We start from the raw sequence: 19,824 nt of genomic DNA, 5'->3' as shown, positions 1-19,824 counted from the left end.
AAAAATGAAAAAGATATATATAACACTGCTGTCGCTGATGATGCTTACAGTAACATCATGCGAAGATTATACAGATATTACGCCAAAAGGAGCTTTAGTTATTGAAACACCAGAACAATTTCTTGAATTGGTATCGTTGCCAAACAGAGGTTATCCAATCAATAACTTTCAGTATTTGTCAGACGATCAATGGATGAAAGAAGCAAACGTAATAGGCAAAACTCCAAATGTAGATATTGTCAATTTTACTTTTGATGAAAGTGTAGATAGAGTTTCTTTAATTGGAAGTTCTAGTTTTTATAATCAGGCTTACACCTATATTAACAGATGGAATACCATTATTTCATTAGTAGATGAAAGTAAAGGTGATGAAAACACCAAGCGTTTAGCTAAAGCAGAAGCTAAAATTTACAGAGCTTATGATCACTTTTTATTGGTGAATACTTACGCAAAAGGTTATGATCCTCAGACTGCTGCTACAGATGGCGGAATTTGTATTATGGATAAATTTGATTTAGAAGCACAGCCTTCAAAATCTACCGTAGCCCAGGTTTACGATTTTATTCAGAAAGATATTGAAGATGCACTGCCGTTTCTCCAAGAAAAACCACTTGACATTTACCATCCTTCATTAGCTTTTGCTTATGCATTTAAGGCTAAAGTTCATTTGTTTAAACGTGAAATTGCCCAAGCAAAAGAAGCTGCAGAAAAATCATTAAGCTATAACAATCAAATATTTGATATGGTTGCTTATAATGCCCAAGGCGGACCAAATGTACTTGCTGTTCCAGCAGCAAATAATGTTGAAGTCCTAAGTTACATGTATATGACGGGTTATAATGAGATGAACTTTGCTTACCAATATATCATCAGTCCCGAGTTAAGGACTTTATTTGGTACAAACGATGCGCGTTTTAATTTGTTTTTCAATACTACAAGCGCAACCAATCTGGATCAGGGTTCAAATACCGCCTATTGGGCAACGGTATATACGAAATTCTTTTATCCGACAGTTGGTATGAAAACAACAGAGGTATATTTAATGCTCGCAGAATGTTACGCAAGAGATAACCAGTTTAAAGAAGCCGTTGATGTTCTAAATACATTAAGAGCAAAACGTATTTTATCTGGTACTGTTAACTTAACCGTTCCAACTACTCGTAAAGAAACAATGGACTTGGTTATTAACGAAAGAAGAAAAGAACTGCTTTTAGGCTTTAACCGTTTTTTTGATTTGAAGAGATTAAATACCGAAACAGAATATGCTAAAACAGTTACGAGAGTATTTCCAATTGTAAACAAAACTGTTCCTCAAAAAACATATACGTTGCAGCCAAACTCTAGATTATATATTATACCATTTCCTTTATCTGTTCTGCAAAAGAATCCTAAACTTACCTTAAACACAGACGAAAAGGTTCCATTTTAATTCTCATGAAGAAATTATTTATTTTAACAATCATGCTGGTGGCTATACACCAGCATGGTTTTGCCCAAACGCCCGAAAAAAAAGCGGATAGTATAAGTACACAGCCGAAAGGTTTACAGCCCTACGAGAAAATCATAAAAGACAATTCTAAAAATAAAGCTGGTCTTTTTACGATTAGCCAGGTAGATACGAAGTTTTACTTTCAAATTCCTGATAGTTTGTTTAACAGATATATGCTTGTTGTAACAAGATACCTTTCTACTCCAGAAGGAATGGGGGTTTTTGGCGGTGAAAAAGCCAACGAGCAGACTATTTATTTTGAAAAAGGAGCAAATAATACCGTTTTTTTAAGATCGTTACAATACAAACAAGATGTCCGCAACGCAGATTCGATGCTGGCAAAAGCATTAGCAGGTAGTAATGAAAATCCAATTGTGGCCGCTTTTCCAATAAAAACAACCAATCCTGAAACAGGAAATGTTGTTATTGATGTAACTGATGCCTTCAAGAAAGATAATCCAATGTTTTCTTTGGAAAGTAAAGAGAAAACAGAGAAAAAACTAACCTCTCTTGCAGATGATAAATCTTTTATTGAATCGATCGATACCTATCCAATTAACATTGAGGTAAAAACAACAAAAACGTACACCAACTCAACAGCGAGCAGCGGAAGTGTAACCTTACGATTAAATACTTCTATTGTACTATTGCCAAAAACACCAATGCGCAAACGTTTTGCCGATGAAAGAGTTGGTTTTTTTGCCAATAAATATGTTTTGTTCGATGATGATGAGCAGCGTGCGCAAACGAAATTCATAATTCAGCGTTATCGTTTGGAACCAAAAGACAAAGACATTAAGAAATATCTAAATGGCGAATTGGTTGAACCAAAGAAACAAATTGTTTACTACATCGACCCTGCAACGCCAAAAAAATGGAGACCGTATTTAATTGCGGGAATCAACGATTGGCAGAAAGCTTTTGAAGCTGCAGGTTTTAAAAATGCGATTGTGGGTAAAGAATGGCCGGAAGACGATAAAACAATGAGTTTAGAAGATGCAAGATATTCTGTAGTAAGATATTATGCTTCTGAAACACCAAATGCTTATGGACCGCGAGTAAGTGATCCACGAAGTGGAGAAATTATAGAAAGCCATGTTGGCTGGTATCACAATGTGATGAAATTAGTGCAAAGATGGTACATGATTCAGGCAGGACCTTTAGACGCCAGAGCCAGAAAAATGCATTTAGATGATGAATTAATGGGACAACTAATTCGTTTTGTGTCTTCTCATGAAATTGGCCATACAATCGGTTTACGTCATAATATGGGAGCGAGCAGCGCCACTCCGGTAGAAAAATTAAGAGACAAAAAATGGGTTGAAGCAAATGGACATACCGTTTCTATAATGGATTATGCACGTTTTAACTATGTTGCACAGCCAGAAGATAATATTAGTCCGCAAGGTATTTATCCACGAATTGGCGCTTATGACAAATGGGCTCTTAAATGGGGATACAGCTATTTTCCAAAAGCAAAAGATGAGTTTGAAGAAGAAAAAATGCTTGCAAAACTAACGACTGACAGCTTAACTGCAAATCCTAAATTATGGTTTGGAGGAGAAGGAAAAGATGAAGATCCGCGCAGTCAGACAGAAGATCTTAGTGACGATGCAGTAACTGCAAGTGATTACGGAATCAAAAATTTAAAGCGTGTAGTTCCAAATCTTATTCAATGGACGTATCAGCCAAATGATGCATATGATAATTTATCAGATATGCACAAAGCAGTTGTAAGACAATATGGTTTGTATTTATATCACGTACTAAAATATATAGGTAATAACTACATTACTAAAAGAACTGTCGATGAAAAAGGTGTAGTATACCAGCCCGTTCCAAAAGCAAAAGTAAAAGCAGCGATTGATTACGTAGGAAGACAATTGTTTGTTGCGCCTCTTTGGATGTATCCGCAGGAAATTAATCAATTAATTGCTTTAAAAACAGAAGATCAAATAGCAGATCAGCAAAATCAGGTATTAAATATGCTTTTGAGTTCTGGAATGCTTTATAACATCAGCCTTAAAGCAATGCAGTCAGAAGGAGCTTATACCGTTCCTGAATTTTTAAACGATCTTGGGCAAACCGTATGGATAAATTTTAGCGGGAATGAAAAATTAGATTTTTACAGAAGAGGTTTACAGCGTAGTTATATTGAAAAACTAAACTTGTTGTTATTGCCTAAAGAGGCAGACCCAGGGAAAGCTTTAAATACAGCGCAGCGCAGTGATGTACGATTATACGGAAAACAACATTTGGTCAAATTAAGAGCTGATGTTACAAAACTAATGAACGGAACAGCAGGATTAAATAAAGAACATTTCGATAGTATTTTGATTGAAATCGATAAAATCCTTTCAAAAATTAATACCACTACAACTACAATATGAAAAAAATAATAGCACTAGCATTTATTTGCTTAAGCAGTCTGGCTCAGGCTCAGTTAACATCAAAAGAAGAAGTTGCTCCAGAATTGACAGCAAAACGAGAAGCACAGAAAAAAGAAATCACAAGCAATTATCTGGCTTTAAAAAACAACCTTCTAATTTCAGATAGTGTTGCAGTTGTAAAAAATGCCACAGCATTACAGAATTCATTACAGAGTTTTAAGTTTAAAAAACTAACTCTCGAGAAAATGAACGAAGCAACGATAAAAAGAAAAGAAATCATAGAACTTGCGGCTCAAGTTGCTGCAACAAAAAACATCAATAAACAGCGCAAAGTTTTTCAATCATTGTCTGTCAAGTTTTGGGATCTGGCACCTAAATTCAAAGCAGAAGATACTGCATTGTTTTTACAAGTTTGTCCCATGACCGGGGCAGGATGGGTGAGTGACAGTAAGGAAATCAAAAATCCTTATTATCCAAAAAACATGTTGACTTGCGGTGAAGTGAAAGCAAGTTTATAGTTTTTTTTTAATTGAATTAGTTTGATAAATGCGGTATCCTTAATAGGAGCCGTATTTGTTTTTTAGCCAAATTGTTAATTACCTAAAAATAAAAACCTCCAAAAACATTTTGATTTTGGAGGTTTTTATATAGAAAAGCAGTTTGTTATTTTTAAGATTTAATAAATTCTAAAATATCTTTATTAATAGTCGCAGCTTCAGTTGTTGGCATACCGTGAGGAAATCCTGGATAAGAAATTAGTTTACCGTTTTTCAATAATTTAGCAGCTTTTGGTGCTTGATTATAAGGAACAATTTGATCGTCTTCTCCATGCAGTACAAGAACAGGAATATCTAAACTCTTAAGATCTTCTGTAAAATCAGATTCAGAGAAAGCCTTAATTCCTTCATAATGTGCTAAAACAGAACCCATCATTCCCTGACGCCACCAATTATGTTTAATTCCTTCCTGAACTTCTTTTCCTTCGCGGTTCCATCCATAAAAAGCAATTGGAAAATCATAAAAATATTGTGCTCTATTAAATCCAGTACCTTCCCTTATTTCGTCAAAAACAGATAGCGGAACACCATCAGGATTGGCTTCATTTTTTATCATAATTGGCGTTACTGCGCTAATAATGATAGCTTTTGCAACACGGTCTTTTCCGTATTTTGCTGCGTAGCGAATTACTTCACCGCCGCCGGTTGAGTGGCCAATATGAATAGCATCTTTTAGATCAAGTTCAGCTGTTAATTCCGCAATGTCTGATGCGTAGGTTTCCATGTTATTTCCTTCAGAACTTTGACCAGAGCGACCATGCCCGCGTCTATCATGTGCAATAACACGATATCCTTGTTTTAAGAAAAACATCATTTGTGCATCCCAATCATCACTTGATAAAGACCATCCGTGGTGAAAAACAATTGGTTGTCCAGTTCCCCAATCTTTATAATAAATTTCTGTTCCGTCTTTTACTGTAATTGTACTCATTTTTTTGGTTTTTTAAGATTAATAAATTTAGGAATATCCCAATTTGGTATTTGTTATTAAGATCTAAGTTTTTATCTGTTTTTTTTCTTAGATTTCTTTTACAAATTTATATAGGAGGCAGCAGCTTATCGATTAATCTAGATTAAGTTCTGAGGATTTATTTGTAAAATATTGTAATTTAGGTTTTTATATAAATTTAGCAGAATAAATTTAATTAAGGCTTTATATTTATCATTTCTTTTTATTCTCAAGCTGCACCTTAAATTTACCCCAATAAGGATTGTCAGCCATTTGCGAATGTCCAATTACAATAATATGATTTCCTTTTTGCGTTAACGGAATTTTCAAATCCATTCCAAAAGGTCCGTCTGAATTTTTATTTGGGAAAATAATTTGATTGAAACGAATGTTTCCTTTGCCTGCAGCTGGAATAATATTGCCATTCAATTCGCCTAAATCTTCATTTTTAAACTTAACATATACTTTTGGATGAATAGAATCCAGTAAACCATCAGCAATAAATAAACCTTGCTCATTTTTAGAATCCATGAAGATTGTGTCACCTACTTGTTTGTTTATTTCTTGTTTTGTATTCGTGACCATTTTAGTAGTTAAAGTGTCTTTATTGGTAGCAATTGAATCTGAGCCAGATACAGAAGTGTTTTTATTTTCTTTTGATTGACATGAAAAAAAGAAAATTGATAATAAAAGCATTAATAGATTTTTCATAATTGTATTTTTTAGTAAATCATCTCAAATTTATTTGTTTTCAGAGAATGAGCTATTACATAATAGCATTTCGATTTTGCAAGATCTAGACATAAATGTATTTTTCCTTAAAAAATACATTCGCATATTATTAATAATTCAGAAAATTGAAATTAAAAAGGCTGTATTAAATTTCCTATCGATTGATTTCTTAGCTTTGTATAAAGCACATTAAATCTTTTTTATCATGCCACTAATTGAACAATCAGAATATGATTTTCCTTCTATTATTCATCGAAACAGGCACGTTTCTACTATTTATGCTGCTTTGTTTAAGAAGTTTGATGTGCCAGGATACACAAGAGAAAAACTGGAGTTAAATGACGGTGATTTTATCAATATCGATTTTATGATAAATGATCCTAAAAAAGCGGTTATTCTGTGCCACGGTTTAGAAGGAGATTCTAGAAGAACTTATAATAACAGCTGTGCAGCTTATTTTCAGCAAAAAGGAGTTTCAGTCTTTGCATGGAACAATCGTACCTGTGGAGGAGAAATGAACCGCCTGCCAAGACTTTATCATCATGGTGCAGTTGACGATCTGGATGAGGTCGTGCAGTTTGTTTTAAAAAAAGGATTCGAAGAAGTTTATTTAATCGGATATTCAATGGGCGGTGTACAGCTTTTAAATTATTTTGGCTGGACAAAACTCGACGAACGCATAAAAGCAGGGGTTTCTATTTCAGTGCCAACTCATATTGCCACCAGTGCCGAAGTACTCAAACAAGGATTCAACAGAGTTTATCTGAAGAATTTTACAATTGATATTAAAAGAAAACTCAAATATAAAGCGGCTCAGTTTCCAGATTTTATTAACCGTGATCAAATCGATAAAATTTCTTCGTTTGATGAAGTTGATCAATATTTTACGGCACCGCTGCATGGTTTTGCGAGCAGAGATGACTATTACCAGCAGGTTTCCCCTGAATTTTCACTTAAAAATATTACTATTCCGGTTTTAATTATCAATTCGCTTGATGATCCTTTTTTAGGTGAAAGATGTTATCCTAGAGCTATAGCAAAAGAAAGTGAATACGTGTATCTGGAAACTCCAAAATATGGAGGTCACTGCGCTTTTCCGTTGCGTAATTCAACGTATTCCTATGCAGAAAAAAGAGCTTATGAATTTTTTGAATCCTGCAAGGCATTAGCATAGTATTATTTCCTGAAAATAACCTAATAACAACTATATGTTGAAGCAAAAAATTAAGGTTGTTTGTATGATGATTTTTTAAATTTTTATAATTGCTTCATACAATTTTTCTCAAAATTAATAAGTAATTACCTGTCATATAAAACGATAAAAGTTTCAAAATTTAGTAATTTTTTTTTTACATGTATTTTCTTGAATTGGAAATTATGGAGAATTATTTGTCTATATTTACATAAATATCCAAATATCACAGCAAATGCAAAATAATCTCCTTGGAAGCTTGAAAGAGCACCAAAACAAATTATTGACTACATGGTCTCAGCTTTTACAAGCAAATGGTTCTACTGATGGGGCGACAGAAGAAGAAGAATCAAAAGAGTTCGCAGCCCTTTTATTAGACGCCTTACAGCATTCAAACGGCAATACAAACTCACAAGAATTTGAGAGAGTAAATGATCTGCTAATTGGAATTTCAAGTTCAAGAGGGAGACGTGGTTTTTCACCTCGTGAAAATGCTCAGTATTTAATTACTTTTAAAGAAGCTGCTTCAAAAATCCTTTCAGAAATTGAGCCTGAATCTTCAAAATTATACGACGCAAATTTACAGCTAAGTACACTTTTGGACAATATGACGATTCTGACTTTCGAATCTTATATGAAAGGACGTGAAGATGTTATCGCTAGACAGATTGATGAAATCAGCGAAATTTCTACTCCGGTTATTAGAGTTTGGGACGGTGTTGTGGCACTGCCTATTATTGGTACACTTGACAGCTCAAGAACTCAGGTTGTAATGGAAAATCTTTTACAGCAGATTGTTGATACAGGAAGTTCTATTGCTATACTTGATATTTCAGGAGTGCCTGCAGTAGATTCGCTTGTAGCACAACATCTTATCAAAACGGTAAGTGCAACCAGATTAATGGGAGCAGAATGTATCATTAGTGGTATTCGTCCTGAAATTGCACAGACTGTAGTGCATTTAGGAATAGATCTTACAGGAATTATTACCAAAGCTTCACTTGCAAGCGCTCTTCAAACAGCTTTTGACATGCTTCAGCTTACGGTTGTGAAGAGAAAATAACGAATTAAGATTATTGAAATGGAAAGAATTCCTATACTCAAGATGGGAGATTTTCTTCTAGTTACAATACAAGTAGATTTGTATGACCAATTAGCGGAAAATCTTGAATCTGATTTAATAAATACTATAAATAAACATAATTCAAAGGGTGTCCTAATTGACATATCAGCGGTTTCTATTATTGACTCTTTTATGGGACGAATTTTAGGAAATATTGCGGTAATGTCAAAAATTATGGATGCACAAACAGTCGTAGTAGGTATGCAACCAGCAGTGGCTATTACACTCGTCGAACTTGGATTATCTTTAAATGGTGTTATAAGTGCCTTAAACGTTGAAAAAGGCATGGATTTGCTTCGCGCGAAAATGTACAATGGCGATAACGAGGAGCAGGTATATGACGACAGCAACGAATAAAGAAGAACTGCTTATTGTAAAAGAGCAGGATGTAGTTCCGTTACGCAATCGTGTAAAGGAATATGGCGTACAGATTGGAATGAGTATTTTAAATCAAACCAAATTAATTACGGCCACAAGCGAACTCGTCCGTAATCTTTTAAAGTATGGCGGAGGAGGAAAAGTCATTATTGAATCTGTAAGCAACGGACGCGATAATGGCGTGCGTGTGACTTTTATTGATAAAGGACCGGGAATAAAAGATATTGGAATGGCTATGCAGGATGGATACAGCACCGGAAAAAGTCTTGGACTTGGCTTGCCAGGGACAAAAAGACTAGTGAATGAATTTGATATACAAACCGAATTAGGAAACGGTACAACCGTTACTATAATAAAATGGAAAAATGGATAATACTTTTTCCGTTTACAAAATTGACGATAGGAGCTTAATTGCTTTTATAAAAAGAGAAATACATAATTTAGCATTACAGTTAGGTTTTACACCACACAGAGCTGCTGAAACGGATATTATAATTGCAGAACTTACTTCTAACCTTATTAAATATGCCGACGGCGGTGATCTGCTTTATAGAGCGCATTACAACGGAAGTCATAATGAAATAGAAATTTACTGTCTGGATAAAGGAATAGGAATTGAAAATGTAACCAAAATAATGAATGATGGTTACTCTACTTCAAACACACTTGGTCAGGGACTTGGAGCAATCAAAAGATTAAGTAATGATTTTCAGATTTACTCCATGCGCGGATGGGGTACTGTGCAGTATATAAAAATTTGTGATAAGGCTGATTTTTCCGTTATCCATTCAGAAAATGAATTAAACCTTTCTGCTATAAGTGTAAATTATCCTGGTGAAAGAGTTTGCGGGGATGGATATTACATTAAATATAGTAAAAAAGGTTTTCAGATTTTTTGCGGCGACGGATTAGGCCACGGTGCAAAAGCAAATGAAGCCGTACAGCAGGCTATAAGAGCCTTTAAACAATGTACAGAGAACGATCCGACATCTATTTTACGATATGTTCACGAACATGCTAAAAAGAGCAGGGGACTTGTCGCAACTATTGCCTGCGCAGATTATACAACCGAAACTTGGAATATATGCGGTATAGGAAATATCAATACACGTATCTATAACGGACTTGATAATAAAACTTATACGCCTTACAATGGTATTATTGGGCATAATATACCACGTACCTTAAACAATACGGTTGTTCCTTATCAAAAACATCAAATTATTATTATGCACAGCGACGGACTCCGTACTAGATGGAATCTCGCTGAGCTGACTTCGATAATTAAGCAAAGTCCTGGTATTATTGCTTCGGCTTTATATAAAGACAATGTAAGAGGAACAGATGATGCTACAATTTTGGTTGGAAAAATATTTTAGGGATCATGAAGGAAATTGTAAAAATTAATCTTGATAATGAAATGGACCTTATACTGGCCCATAAGCGTTCAATGAAAATTGCGGAAATGTGTGGCATGCCTTTACAGGCTCAAACCAGATTTTCGACAGCAGTTTCAGAAGTAGCAAGATGTTCCATAGCTAATGGAAAAAACTCTGTACTGGTATTAGGAATTAATATTATCAGAGCTACTCAAAAAGAGATATTGGCTGTTCTTACGGATGAAGTTGATCTGAAAAAATGCAATCCCGAGGCGTATAAATATGCAGCCAAAATATCTGGAAATATAGAATATATTTATACAGATAACCATTCAAAAACCACTCTCAGTCATCAAGTGCCTTCACCAGGACTTCTTTCAGATGCAAAAATAAAGACATTGGTAGACTACTTTAAATACGAACCGCCAATATCTGCTTATGATGAAATCAGAAAAAAGAATATTGAGCTTGTAGCACTTTCCGAAAAGCTTGGAGAAAGTGAAAATCGCTATAGAAAGTTAGTTGACACTATTCCTGTTTTAATCTGTATTGTAAATGACCGCAATAATGTACTGCTTTCAAATAATGCCTTCGAAGCCTATTTAACAGCACCTTTTAGTTCTTTTGATAAAAAAAGCATAAGTACTTTTATACATGATGATGATGTAGATCTTTTGATTGAAGGATGGAGCAGAGCCAAAAAGATTAGAGGAGATTTTTCGGCAGATATTAGAATTAAAAAAGATGATTATTATATCTGGCATAATGTTTCTATTATACCAAATAAATCTGAAGATGGTTCTTTTAGCAGCTGGCTTATTTATTTTGTCAATAATAATGCTCAGAAAATGATTGTTGAAGCCCTAAAAGACAATTCAGAATTAAAGGAGATTCAGCTTGAGCTCGAAAGTGCAAATTCAAAATTAAAATTCAAAAATAAAGAGCTGGAGCAATTTGCTTTTATAGCCAGTCATGACCTGCAGGAACCACTTCGAAAAATTATGATCATGCTGTCACGCGCATCAGAACATCTGACTGAAGAGCAGAAACAACTGTATTATTTTGATAAGATAACCTCTGCTGCGGGCCGATTGTCCAATTTAATATCAGATGTACTGAATTACTCTCGCATTAATAATCATGATAAATTTATTGGCAAAGTTGATCTTAATGAAGTCATCTCAGAAACTTTAGATGATTTAAGCCTGATTATCGAAGAAAAAAATGCAATTGTAAACGTAAATGTGCTTCCAACTGTGACTGGGCTTGAACCTCAGCTTCGTCAGTTATTTTATAATTTGATAAATAATGCGTTAAAATTTAATACTTTACAACCAGCGGTAAATATATCTTATCAAGAAATCTCAGCTAGCAGCGACAAATCTTTTGATCAGGCTGCTCCTGTAGGTAACTTTCACGTAATCTCGATTGCAGATAATGGTATCGGAATGAATAATGAATATTCAAGCCGTATTTTTGATATGTTCCAGCGTCTGCACCAAAGAGATCAGTACGGCGGAAATGGTATAGGTCTTGCTCTCTGCAGACGTATTATTGAAAATCATAACGGAATTATTAACTTCACCAGTATTCCTGAAGAAGGAACAACTTTTTGGATTTATCTGCCTGTTTAAGACCATATAAATAAAGAAGCCGCCTAAATTAGGCGGCTTGCTGTAAGAGAATATCCATTATTCGTTATCATAAGTGTCTCTTTCTTTCTTAATACTTTCTTCAGAATCTTGATCTTCGTCATCTTCATCGTCAAGATCATTTTCTAAATCATCATCGTCCTCTTCTTCAAGATTGGCATCTTCATTAATAACGAAATCCGTACTATAATCTGGTTCTGCATTTTCTGTAATAGAATGATCTACAGGAGGCAAATCAATATCTGGATCTTCATATTCATCTCGGTCGTTTTGAAAATACTGGTCTTTTTGCCCGTAATTTTCTTTTTCATCTAAATTCATACATCACTATTTTTTAGTTGTGGTTGTTCCTTTTTTTGTATCTGAAGCAACTTTTGAATCTTTCTTAGAATCATCCTTAGAATTGCTTTTTGATGCACTTTCTTTTTTATCAGTTTTTTTATCTGATGCCTTAGCACTATCAGTGCTTTTTTTTGTGTTTGAAGTATTCATAATGTTATTTTTTTTAAATTTTTATACTGTAAAAGTACACTTGCTTTATGTCTATAATTTTACATATGTATTTGTATTAATTGTATAATTAACAGTTAGTTAGGTCTAAGAGTTGGAAGTTTTATGCTTGAATAATGGATTGGATAATTTGGTTAGTAGTTTACTCTGCGCTCATCAAAAAAAAACATCTGCATTTGTACAGATGTTTTTTAGTGAAATTGAAAATATAAGTTAAAATGTTTGAAGAAGTTTATTCGGCTGCTACAATATTAACTGCATTTAAAGCTACATCATTCAGTATGCAGTCAGCTTCTTTTTCTTCTGCAAGAGTTTGCGTTAATAATTTTGCAGCATCATTCTCTCCCAGCGTTTTGGCAAAAGCGACTAAGGTTCCGTATGTTGCAATTTCATAATGTTCTATTTTTTGCGATGCGGCAATTATTCCAGCATCTCTCACCGCTCCAGGAGTAGTTTCTAAAAGAATGCTGTCTCCTTCTTTAAGAAGTCCAGCCATTGCTTCACATTTTTTTCCTTCGGCTTTTTCACCTAAAAGATCAAAAACTTGTTCTAATCTTTTAACTTGGTTTTTTGTGACATCAAGATGTTCTAATACAGCACTAGCAAGCCCTGGATCAGTAGCGTTGTCAGCCATTTTTGGAAGGGCACCTACTAATGCATTTTCAGCCCAGTAAATGTCTTTAAGACTGTCAATAAAAAGATCTTTTAATTCTGTTGCAGCGTCTGATGCAGGTTCAACAAAATTCTTGTTATTTTTTGCTGTTTTGTTTTCTATAGGTTTTTCTGAATTTTTCATGTGTTTTTTCTTTGAAATTAATTGTATAAGTTTGGTTCACGCTGCCAAAAACGGTGCATTGTCATTGCAGCGATAAAATCTTGAGCAAATCCTTCAGTTGCTACATCGCTTGTTATAATAATTCCAGCGTCATCATTTGTGATTTTTGAAGCAAAAGGTGCGCTGCTGATGATTTCTGATGCTTCGCCATCTGCTCCAATAACTTTACAGTGTTTGTAAGCGTCATTAACGAATTCTAGAAGATCTTCATTTTCTGCCAATGCATTTAATCCTAATCCGTGTGGAATGTAAACAGCATCAAATAATACCGATGAAGCCGTTAAAAAACTAAATTCGGCAGCAATTGCACCATCAGAATCAGTTATAATTGACCCTAAATGTGGCGCAATAATACATCCCTTAGCGTCTTCTTTTTTAAGTGCTTTTTTCATATTCAGAACAGCAGCTTCAGAAACACCATCAGAACAAATAATGGCTACTTTTCTAGAAGCAATTGTTGGTGAATTTGTTGGATTTTTAATCATGCTCAATGCTTCTGAAGCAGAAACACTAGATTCTACAGTTTGAGGTTCTTGAGGACCGCCTTCGTTTTCAGGAGATACACCTTTATTAATCGGCGTTTCCAAAATTGGCGGAACAGTAGCTCCAAGTCCAAGAGCCACTTTTTCAGCAAGAGTGGTATCAATTTGCGAAAGCAGTCCTAACACTCTAACTCTTATGGCAGTAGTTTCTACTTTGCCAAGTTCAAAACGCAATGCTTTTACAATATGGCTTTTTTCTTCTGGAGTCTGGCTGTTAAAAAATAATTTTGCCTGTCCAAAATGATCATTAAAGCTTTCGCTTCTTTCTCTTACTTTGTGCGCATCAACTCGTTCGTTAAAACTTGCAAAACCGCCTTGTTCAATTTTTGCTTGATAAGGACAGCCTCCGCCAAGTGAATTTGGATGATAACTTACACGACCTTTATTAATTTCCTGACGCATGTGTCCGTCACGTTGATTGTTGTGAACTGGAGCTACGCTTCTGTTAATTGGAATTTCATGGAAGTTCGGACTTCCTAATCTAGAAAGTTGTGTATCTGTATATGAAAATAATCTTCCTTGTAGAAGCGGATCATTACTAAAATCGATTCCTGGTACAATATGACCTGGGTGAAAAGCAATTTGCTCTGTTTCTGCAAAGAAATTATCTGGATTTTTGTTCAGAACCATACGGCCGACAATAGTTACAGGAACTAATTCTTCTGGAACCAATTTTGTTGGGTCAAGAAGATCAAATTCGTACTTATTTTCATCCTCAGCAGGAATTACCTGAACGCCTAATTCCCATTCTGGGAAATTACCCATTTCAATTGCTTCCCAAAGATCTTCTCTGTGAAAATCTGGGTTTTTTCCTGAAATTTTTTGCGCTTCATCCCAAGCAACAGCGTGAGTTCCTAATTTAGGTTTCCAGTGAAATTTCACAAAAACAGATTCTTCTCTTTCGTTGATCAATCTGAACGTGTGCACTCCAAAACCTTCCATCATTCTATAACTTCTCGGAATGGCGCGATCAGACATTACCCACATGATCATGTGCATGGATTCTGGCATTAATGAAATGAAATCCCAAAAAGTATCATGCGCAGATGCAGCTTGCGGCATTTCATTATGAGGTTCTGGTTTTACTGCGTGAATAAGATCGGGAAATTTAGCGGCATCTTGTATAAAAAACACAGGAATGTTGTTTGCAACTAAATCATAAATACCTTCTTGAGTATAAAATTTAACTGCGAAACCTCTGGCGTCTCTAGCAAGATCTGTGGAGCCTCTTGATCCTGCAACAGTAGAAAATCTTGCAAAAACAGGAGTTTTAAGACCTTTTTCTTTAAGAAAACCTGCTTTAGTTAATTCTGGAATTGGATTGGTTACTTCAAAAAATCCATGTGCTCCTGATCCGCGTGCGTGAACAATTCTTTCTGGAATTCTTTCGTGGTCAAAATGCGTTATTTTTTCCCTTAGTATGAAATCCTCGAGTAGAGAAGGTCCTCTTTCTCCAGCTTTCAGCGAGTTGTTATCATCATTAATTCGAAGGCCTTGATCTGTGGTTAGAAATTTGTTTGTGCCATCTGATTTGTTGATTGATAAATCGCGTTGTTTTTCGTCTTGAAAATTTTTCATAAAATATCTTATTAGTTAAATACTTTGAAATTTTGAAAAATTATAACCCTTACTTGTCAGATCTCTAGCTAGTTAAAAGTTGTAATTTTTCTTTTATCAAATGTAAATTATCCTAATGTCACGTATTTATAATATTACAATATATAGTTCTACAATTACCAGTAGGTCAGATAAATAAAAAATGACCATCAACGAATCACGTATTTTTTTGGCATCAGAACAAGATTAATTTTTTAGAATTTTTACTAAAGTTAATTTTTACAGATAGGGAATGACTTATAAACTAAATGATCTATTATTTATATTATTGAACGTAATTGCTCAAGTAATTACAGTTAATTTAGTTAATGATTTTTCGATACTGGACTTTTAAAAAATTGGTCATTCATTAAAATTGCTTTATCTTTCCACTTAAAACAAAATATTTCGCAGGTGCAGTTAAGTAAAAAAGAATTCGAAAATTCATTTCTAAAAAATGGAGGAGAATTAGGAACCCTAGTAAGGGAAATGAAATGGAGTAATACCTCTTTGGGAGAAACAGAATCTTGGCCGAATAGTCTTCGTACAGCTTTGAGTATTATGTTTGGTTCGAGTATTCCTATGTTTGTTGTATGGGGAAAAGACAAGATTTTTTTTTATAATGATTCTTTTCGCCCCTTTCTTTCTGGTACAGAAAAGCATCCGCATGCTTTAGGAAAATCATTAAAAGAAACTTTGCCGCTGGAATGGAAAAGTGTGTCTGATGCTATTTATAATATGATAGATGATGGTATTTCTAGATCTGAATCTAATATTGTAACAGTTCTCAATAGAAATAACGTTTCACAACGCGTATACCTGACTCTGGGATATAGTTCTATTTTCAATTCCAATAATACAATTGAAGGTGTTTTTGTCACCTGTACAGAAAATTCAGCAATTATTCCCGATCTTATAGAATCTGGATCTGTTCGATCACAGCTCAACAGCGTTTTAATGCAGTCCAATGCAGGAATTGCACAAGCCAATATTGAAGGGCGGGTAATAGAAGTTAATGACCGCTACTGTCAAATGCTGGGTTACAGCAGAGAGGAAATATTAAAAATGAATCTGGGAGAACTAACTCATCCTGATGATTTAGAAAACAATATGATCCTTTTAAAAGATTGTATTGCAAATGGAAAGGATTTTCTAATTACCAAACGCTACATCTGTAAAGACGGTTCTGTCATTTGGGTTAACAATAGTATTTCTTTAGTCAAAGATACAGCGGGAGAAAAATATATTACAGCAATTGCTATAGATATAACTGCCGAAAAAGAAAAAGAAAAACAATTGCAGGTCAGTGAACTTCGTTTTCGTGCACTTATTGAAAAAGCTCCTGTTGGTACTGCTTTATTTCGTGGCAGTGAATTTTATATTGAATTGGTCAACGATGCAATGATGGAATACTGGTCAAAAGACATTGCTATTATCGGCAAGAAGATAAAAGAAGTCTTTTCAGGTAAAGATTACGAGGATTTATATAGAAAGCTCAATGAAGTTTATGTAACGGGAGAAGAATATAAAATTTCTGGAATCAGAATTCGAAACGAAAAATCGAATCTAGAACAGTATTTCGATTACTCCCTTACACCTTTACGTGATGAGAAAAATACTGTTTATGCCATTCTCGTTATGGCTTCTGATGTTACCTCATCATTTAGGGCCCAGCAGGAAATAATAGCACGTCAGGATGAGTTGGTAACAATGTTCGAACAGTCACCTGTAGGTATTGCTACTATTAGTATAGAAGAAGATTTGATTTTTCAAAATGCTAATAAATTTTATTGTGAATTGGTAGGGCGCCAGCCTCATGAAATTATTGGGAAACCACTTTTGGAGGCACTTCCAGAACTAAAAGGTCAGGGATTTGACGACCTTTTAAGACAAGTGATCCAAACAGGTAATGCCTATATTGCCAAAGAAGTAGAAGTAGAATTGCTCCGCAAAGGCAGGCTCGAAGATGTGTATGTTGACTTAACTTATCAGCTTAACCACAATGCGCTTGGAGATGCAACAGTTTTATTAGTAGTAGCTACCGACGTAACGCAACAGGTCCTAAGCCGCCGTGAAGTAGAGGAGAGCGAAACCAAATTAAAAACCCTGATTGCTGCCGCTCCCGCTGGTATAGGTCTATTTGTTGGCCGGGATCTTATTATAGAATATCCTAACCAGACTTTTATTGATATAGTAGGTAAAGGACCAGATATTAAAGGACTTCCGTTGCGAGAAGCTATGCCAGAATTGATAACTGAAGGTCAAGCATACCTTAAAATACTCGATGATATTTTTACTACGGGAGTTCCTTTTATTTCACCTGCTTCGCTGGTCAAAATAAACCAGAATGGAGTCCTTAATGATAATTATTATAATATTTCGTATACACCACTGCGTAACAAGGCAGGAGAGATTTATGCAATTTTAGATATTGCTATTGATGTCACGGCACAGGTTATGGCACAAAAAGCAATGGAAGATAGTGAAGCCCATCTGCAGTTATTAAGAGATACTGTTCCGGCCATGATTTTTTATCTGGACGAAGAACAGCGTTATCAAACTTATAACAGTGTATTTATGGGGTGGTTCTCTGTAAATGAACATGAAGCCATTGGTAAAAGTGTACGGGAGTTTTTAGGAGAAGCTGCCTATGCAAAAACACTTCCGCATCTTGAGGTCGCTTACGGAGGTGAGCAGGAGAAATATGAAATGTTTGCTCCTTCGAGAATGGGAGTTACCAGATGGCTTAGTATTGTATATACGCCGCATAAAAATAACGAAGGAAAAGTAATTGGCTTAATTGTTCATGCTACTGATATCACACAGAGTAAATTAACGGAGATTGCACTTCGAGAAAGCGAATCTAAACTTCGTTCGGTATTAGCAGCTGCGCCTGTATCTATAAGTTTATTTGTAGGCGAGGATTTAATTATTGAGAATGCAAATGAACCCTTTATAAAGAAAATAAATAAAGGAGATTCAATAGAGCAACAATCCTTAATTACAGTCTTGGAAGGAAGTTCTCCTGAATTTATAAAAGCCGTACAAGAGGTTTATCGCAGTGGAGAACATTTGGCTGCCAATGGGGTAGCAGATATCCATACTACAGAAGAAACGCCGCAGTATCACAATATAAGTCTTACGCCTTTGATGGATAGTAAGGGTGAAGTATATGCGGTACTGTATGTAAGTTCTGATGTTACAACAGAGATCAATGCAATTAAGAAAATTGAACAAGCTGAGGAAGCACTTCGATCTGCTGTAGAACTAGCACAGTTAGGTACATGGTCAATGGATGTCAATACAAGAATGAGTACCGTTTCTGAACGCCATGCCGAAATGTTTGGACTTAATGGTACTCATGTATCATCTCAAGATATACAAGCGCTTATCAAGCCTTCAGATCATAAACGGGTAACAGAGGCTTTCTTTGCCGCACAACAAGCAGGATCTAGCGGAAAGTACGAAGCTGAATACCGCATTATTCATGGAGAAAGCGGAAAGGAAAAAGTAATTCATGCTGTTGGGCAAACGTATTTTGATATAGAGGGCAAACCACTAACAATTAGCGGGACGGCACAAGACATTACGATTCAGCGTGAACTGCAATTGGAACTGGAGATTGAAGTAGCACTTAGAACCAGAGAACTTGAAACTGTTTTACAAGAGCTGCAGGCTTCTAATTTAGATTTGGAGCAAACCAACTATGCCTTGAAACATTCTAACGAAGAACTAGCACAATTTGCATATGTAGCCAGTCACGACCTTCAAGAACCTTTACGAAAAATTCGAATTTTTGCAGGTTTGCTACAGGAAGAAAATTCAGGAAGAAATCCGAAAACTTTAGTGGAAAAAATTGCTTTTTCAGCAGCGCGTATGAGTCAGTTGATTTCAGATCTTCTAAGTTTTTCTCGATTAATACAACCCGAGAAAAGTTTACAGCCTGTAGATTTAAATAAAGTAATAGAAAATATATGGACTGATTTTGAGCTGGCTATTGAAGAGAAAAAAGCAGTGATTGAAATGGGAAAACTGCCAGTGGTTCAGGCTGTAGGTTTACAAATGAATCAGCTGTTTTATAATCTAATGAGTAATTCTTTAAAATTTACTAATCCAGAGGTTATACCACAGATTAAAGTTAGTTCGACTTTAGTTTCTCGAGAGTATGTAGCGCAGTTTACAGATTCTCCGCTAGTACTAGGCGAGTATCATCATATTTCATTTACCGATAACGGAATTGGCTTTAAGGAAGATTATAAAAATAAAATTTTTGAAATTTTCAAACGTCTGCATGGACAGAATATTTTTCCAGGAAGCGGTATTGGTCTTGCTTTGTGCAGAAGAATTGTTATGAATCATCAAGGAGTTTTATTTGCAGAATCTCAATTAGGAGAAGGATGCACATTCCATATTTTCCTGCCAGATTTCCCAAAAGATAGAAATAGTATTTAAACCTGATTAAAGAATAATCCGTATATTGGGATAATAGCACGCAAAAAA

At 35.1% G+C, this 19,824-nt stretch carries 16 protein-coding genes; 10 read left to right on the top strand and 6 right to left on the bottom strand.

Annotated features, from left to right (window positions below; translation table 11 throughout):
* The first annotated feature begins 4 nt into the window (after positions 1–4).
* The 3 genes from ASE40_RS07720 to ASE40_RS07710 are packed head-to-tail and all read left to right on the top strand — an operon-like array spanning position 5 to position 4,397.
* On the top strand, positions 5–1,429 hold the full coding sequence (locus ASE40_RS07720) for a RagB/SusD family nutrient uptake outer membrane protein (protein WP_057116372.1): 1,425 nt from the start codon (positions 5–7) through the stop codon (positions 1,427–1,429).
* 5 nt (positions 1,430–1,434) lie between these two features.
* Complete coding sequence (locus tag ASE40_RS07715; RefSeq protein WP_057116371.1) at positions 1,435–3,879, top strand: zinc-dependent metalloprotease; 2,445 nt, start codon at positions 1,435–1,437, stop codon at positions 3,877–3,879.
* Positions 3,876–4,397 carry a DUF3347 domain-containing protein gene (locus ASE40_RS07710; RefSeq protein ID WP_057116370.1) on the top strand — a complete coding sequence of 174 codons (522 nt, stop codon included), beginning with the start codon at positions 3,876–3,878 and terminating at the stop codon, positions 4,395–4,397. The genes ASE40_RS07715 and ASE40_RS07710 overlap by 4 nt, the downstream gene beginning before the upstream one ends.
* 151 nt (positions 4,398–4,548) lie before the next feature.
* Here ASE40_RS07710 and ASE40_RS07705 read toward each other — a convergent pair whose 3' ends face one another.
* Positions 4,549–5,367: an alpha/beta fold hydrolase gene (locus ASE40_RS07705; RefSeq protein WP_057116369.1), complete on the bottom strand. Its 819-nt coding sequence runs from the start codon at positions 5,365–5,367 to the stop codon at positions 4,549–4,551.
* 231 nt (positions 5,368–5,598) lie between these two features.
* Complete coding sequence (locus ASE40_RS07700; RefSeq protein WP_057116368.1) at positions 5,599–6,096, bottom strand: hypothetical protein; 498 nt, start codon at positions 6,094–6,096, stop codon at positions 5,599–5,601.
* A gap of 226 nt (positions 6,097–6,322) precedes the next feature.
* On the opposite strand from ASE40_RS07700, the gene ASE40_RS07695 reads away from it, so the two are divergent.
* The 6 genes from ASE40_RS07695 (at position 6,323) to ASE40_RS07670 (ending at position 11,823) form a co-directional block, all read left to right on the top strand.
* Positions 6,323–7,291 carry a YheT family hydrolase gene (locus tag ASE40_RS07695; protein WP_057116367.1) on the top strand — a complete coding sequence of 323 codons (969 nt, stop codon included), beginning with the start codon at positions 6,323–6,325 and terminating at the stop codon, positions 7,289–7,291.
* Positions 7,292–7,544: 253 nt separating this feature from the next.
* A complete protein-coding gene (locus ASE40_RS07690; protein WP_057116366.1) occupies positions 7,545–8,372 on the top strand; it encodes an STAS domain-containing protein in 828 nt (275 codons plus the stop codon).
* 18 nt (positions 8,373–8,390) lie between these two features.
* Positions 8,391–8,789, top strand: coding sequence for an STAS domain-containing protein (locus ASE40_RS07685; RefSeq protein ID WP_057116365.1), 399 nt, complete (start codon positions 8,391–8,393; stop codon positions 8,787–8,789).
* Complete coding sequence (locus ASE40_RS07680; RefSeq protein WP_057116364.1) at positions 8,770–9,183, top strand: anti-sigma regulatory factor; 414 nt, start codon at positions 8,770–8,772, stop codon at positions 9,181–9,183. Before ASE40_RS07685 ends, ASE40_RS07680 begins: the two co-directional genes overlap by 20 nt.
* Positions 9,176–10,189, top strand: a complete 1,014-nt coding sequence (locus ASE40_RS07675) for a SpoIIE family protein phosphatase (RefSeq protein WP_057116363.1) — start codon at positions 9,176–9,178, stop codon at positions 10,187–10,189. Before ASE40_RS07680 ends, ASE40_RS07675 begins: the two co-directional genes overlap by 8 nt.
* Before the next feature lie 5 nt (positions 10,190–10,194).
* Positions 10,195–11,823 carry a sensor histidine kinase gene (locus ASE40_RS07670; protein ID WP_057116362.1) on the top strand — a complete coding sequence of 543 codons (1,629 nt, stop codon included), beginning with the start codon at positions 10,195–10,197 and terminating at the stop codon, positions 11,821–11,823.
* Positions 11,824–11,880: 57 nt separating this feature from the next.
* Here the strand turns inward: ASE40_RS07670 and ASE40_RS07665 are convergent, their stop codons facing one another.
* From ASE40_RS07665 to ASE40_RS07655, 4 genes are all read right to left on the bottom strand, one after another.
* Positions 11,881–12,162 (bottom strand): hypothetical protein, encoded by a 282-nt coding sequence (locus ASE40_RS07665; protein WP_057116361.1) that lies wholly within the window; start codon positions 12,160–12,162, stop codon positions 11,881–11,883.
* Between the two features lie 6 nt (positions 12,163–12,168).
* A complete protein-coding gene (locus ASE40_RS22000) occupies positions 12,169–12,333 on the bottom strand; it encodes a hypothetical protein (RefSeq protein WP_157848504.1) in 165 nt (54 codons plus the stop codon).
* Between the two features lie 250 nt (positions 12,334–12,583).
* Positions 12,584–13,147 (bottom strand): ferritin-like domain-containing protein, encoded by a 564-nt coding sequence (locus ASE40_RS07660; RefSeq protein ID WP_057116360.1) that lies wholly within the window; start codon positions 13,145–13,147, stop codon positions 12,584–12,586.
* A 17-nt stretch (positions 13,148–13,164) separates the two neighbouring features.
* Positions 13,165–15,306, bottom strand: a complete 2,142-nt coding sequence (locus ASE40_RS07655; RefSeq protein ID WP_057116359.1) for a catalase — start codon at positions 15,304–15,306, stop codon at positions 13,165–13,167.
* A 432-nt stretch (positions 15,307–15,738) separates the two neighbouring features.
* Here ASE40_RS07655 and ASE40_RS07650 point away from each other — a divergent pair, with 432 nt between their 5' ends.
* Positions 15,739–19,776, top strand: coding sequence for a PAS domain S-box protein (locus ASE40_RS07650; RefSeq protein ID WP_057116358.1), 4,038 nt, complete (start codon positions 15,739–15,741; stop codon positions 19,774–19,776).
* Positions 19,777–19,824 lie beyond the last annotated feature (48 nt).

Source organism: Flavobacterium sp. Root935 (assembly GCF_001429295.1).
Classification (GTDB): domain Bacteria; phylum Bacteroidota; class Bacteroidia; order Flavobacteriales; family Flavobacteriaceae; genus Flavobacterium.
The sequence above is the reverse complement of the archived record's forward strand: the minus strand, read 5'-3'. Positions and strand labels throughout refer to the sequence as shown.

What these genes read in the sequence shown, in the direction of transcription:
- ASE40_RS07705 (WP_057116369.1), bottom strand. Translation starts at nt 5,367, where the DNA reads ATGAGTACAATTACAGTAAAAGACGGAACAGAAATTTATTATAAAGAT.
- ASE40_RS07675 (WP_057116363.1), top strand. Translation starts at nt 9,176, where the DNA reads ATGGATAATACTTTTTCCGTTTACAAAATTGACGATAGGAGCTTAATT.
- ASE40_RS07655 (WP_057116359.1), bottom strand. Translation starts at nt 15,306, where the DNA reads ATGAAAAATTTTCAAGACGAAAAACAACGCGATTTATCAATCAACAAA.
- ASE40_RS07680 (WP_057116364.1), top strand. Translation starts at nt 8,770, where the DNA reads ATGACGACAGCAACGAATAAAGAAGAACTGCTTATTGTAAAAGAGCAG.
- ASE40_RS07670 (WP_057116362.1), top strand. Translation starts at nt 10,195, where the DNA reads ATGAAGGAAATTGTAAAAATTAATCTTGATAATGAAATGGACCTTATA.
- ASE40_RS07665 (WP_057116361.1), bottom strand. Translation starts at nt 12,162, where the DNA reads ATGAATTTAGATGAAAAAGAAAATTACGGGCAAAAAGACCAGTATTTT.
- ASE40_RS07690 (WP_057116366.1), top strand. Translation starts at nt 7,545, where the DNA reads ATGCAAAATAATCTCCTTGGAAGCTTGAAAGAGCACCAAAACAAATTA.
- ASE40_RS07660 (WP_057116360.1), bottom strand. Translation starts at nt 13,147, where the DNA reads ATGAAAAATTCAGAAAAACCTATAGAAAACAAAACAGCAAAAAATAAC.
- ASE40_RS07715 (WP_057116371.1), top strand. Translation starts at nt 1,435, where the DNA reads ATGAAGAAATTATTTATTTTAACAATCATGCTGGTGGCTATACACCAG.
- ASE40_RS07720 (WP_057116372.1), top strand. Translation starts at nt 5, where the DNA reads ATGAAAAAGATATATATAACACTGCTGTCGCTGATGATGCTTACAGTA.
- ASE40_RS07700 (WP_057116368.1), bottom strand. Translation starts at nt 6,096, where the DNA reads ATGAAAAATCTATTAATGCTTTTATTATCAATTTTCTTTTTTTCATGT.
- ASE40_RS07710 (WP_057116370.1), top strand. Translation starts at nt 3,876, where the DNA reads ATGAAAAAAATAATAGCACTAGCATTTATTTGCTTAAGCAGTCTGGCT.
- ASE40_RS22000 (WP_157848504.1), bottom strand. Translation starts at nt 12,333, where the DNA reads ATGAATACTTCAAACACAAAAAAAAGCACTGATAGTGCTAAGGCATCA.
- ASE40_RS07685 (WP_057116365.1), top strand. Translation starts at nt 8,391, where the DNA reads ATGGAAAGAATTCCTATACTCAAGATGGGAGATTTTCTTCTAGTTACA.
- ASE40_RS07695 (WP_057116367.1), top strand. Translation starts at nt 6,323, where the DNA reads ATGCCACTAATTGAACAATCAGAATATGATTTTCCTTCTATTATTCAT.